The organism is Actomonas spartinae (assembly GCF_051209155.1).
Taxonomy (GTDB): domain Bacteria; phylum Verrucomicrobiota; class Verrucomicrobiia; order Opitutales; family Opitutaceae; genus Actomonas.
Genome location: NZ_JBPJGB010000017.1, coordinates 1 through 1,137 on the forward strand (window position 1 = coordinate 1; position 1,137 = coordinate 1,137).

The 1,137-nt window shown below is 54.5% G+C and carries 1 protein-coding gene; it reads right to left on the reverse strand.

Annotation, left to right across the window (positions count from 1 at the left end; genetic code table 11):
* Window positions 1–512: 512 nt before the first annotated feature.
* Window positions 513–998, reverse strand: a complete 486-nt coding sequence (locus AC0MRV_RS20880) for a hypothetical protein (protein WP_472766464.1) — start codon at window positions 996–998, stop codon at window positions 513–515.
* Window positions 999–1,137 lie beyond the last annotated feature (139 nt).

The following is a 1,137-nucleotide window of genomic DNA, read 5'->3' on the forward strand; positions in this document are numbered from 1 at the left end:
CTCGAATCCATTGCTGCTCAGAGGGCGCTTCGACGTCACCGACATCACCTCTCCTTGGATACGGAAATCCCACTGGGTAAAGGGGTAGGCTTTCTGCGACAGATTCATCTCTCGGTGGCTAACGTCTAAGCTCAGCCGCGACTGTCAGCGGAGCTGACCGTCGTTGGCTGCGGCGGTTGGTTGGACGCTCTTTCAGTGAATCGATGCACCATAGACCATCCACAGTAGAATTGAGGAAACGAAGAACGCTCTGGCTGAACATCGCATCCATCGATAGGCGGATTCATGATCTCCAAGGTATCTGCGGATAATTGCGGCGGGAAGGGAACACAAGCCCGCTACAAATGCGACAGGAGCGCTCAGCTCCCAGATGTGAAGACCGAGCCTCCCATCTGGTGCTTGCATGACAGCATAAACAATCCCGAAGCCTAGGAACACCGCTGGGATCACAATGGCTGCGGCGGTTGAGTATGACCGCAATACAGATCGACGTGTCATTGATGTCCAACGATTTAGGTGAGACGCGCAGGCCGTGCAACGGCCTGCGTTGTCTCGACCGGCTGGTTCTGCTCTCTTTTCATCACCGTAACACCGTCGAGTGTGGATTCATCTGACTCGAAGTCGTGGCAATAGAATCCGATGCCAAATTCGGGACACTGGAACCCATATCGATCCTCGGAAAATGGGAATCCAAGTTCTCGAAGGATGCTGCGAACTTCTCCCATGACCCGTCCACTGAGCGTGAACTCTCCAAGATGCAACGTTGTGTGAAAGTGCTCAGTCCGCGTCCACGCCTCAAAATACTCGGCGCAGTCAGCTTCGTCGTAGAAAACGTGTAGGCCGAATCGACGGACATCATCTGTGCGATTTTCGCTCATCGGCGTCTTGTAAAACGCGTGAATGGGAGAGCGGTCTTGTGCCCATACTTCGCTACGGCTCATGCCTAATTTGAAGGGACCGATCGATTCCCCTGGGACGATGGTAACGGGCAATGGCATGCTTCTTTGCAGAACGTTTGAACTCAGCCGCGACGGGGCGCCAGCCCCGGCGTTGGCTGCGGTGGTTGGTTAGACTCTGATTTCTTCATCGGGAATGAAGGGGCCGTTCGGCAACTTCTTCGAGCACCATGGACAGAAC

Coding starts and splice junctions, on each gene's coding strand:
- AC0MRV_RS20880 (WP_472766464.1), bottom strand. CDS start 998: ATGCCATTGCCCGTTACCATCGTCCCAGGGGAATCGATCGGTCCCTTC.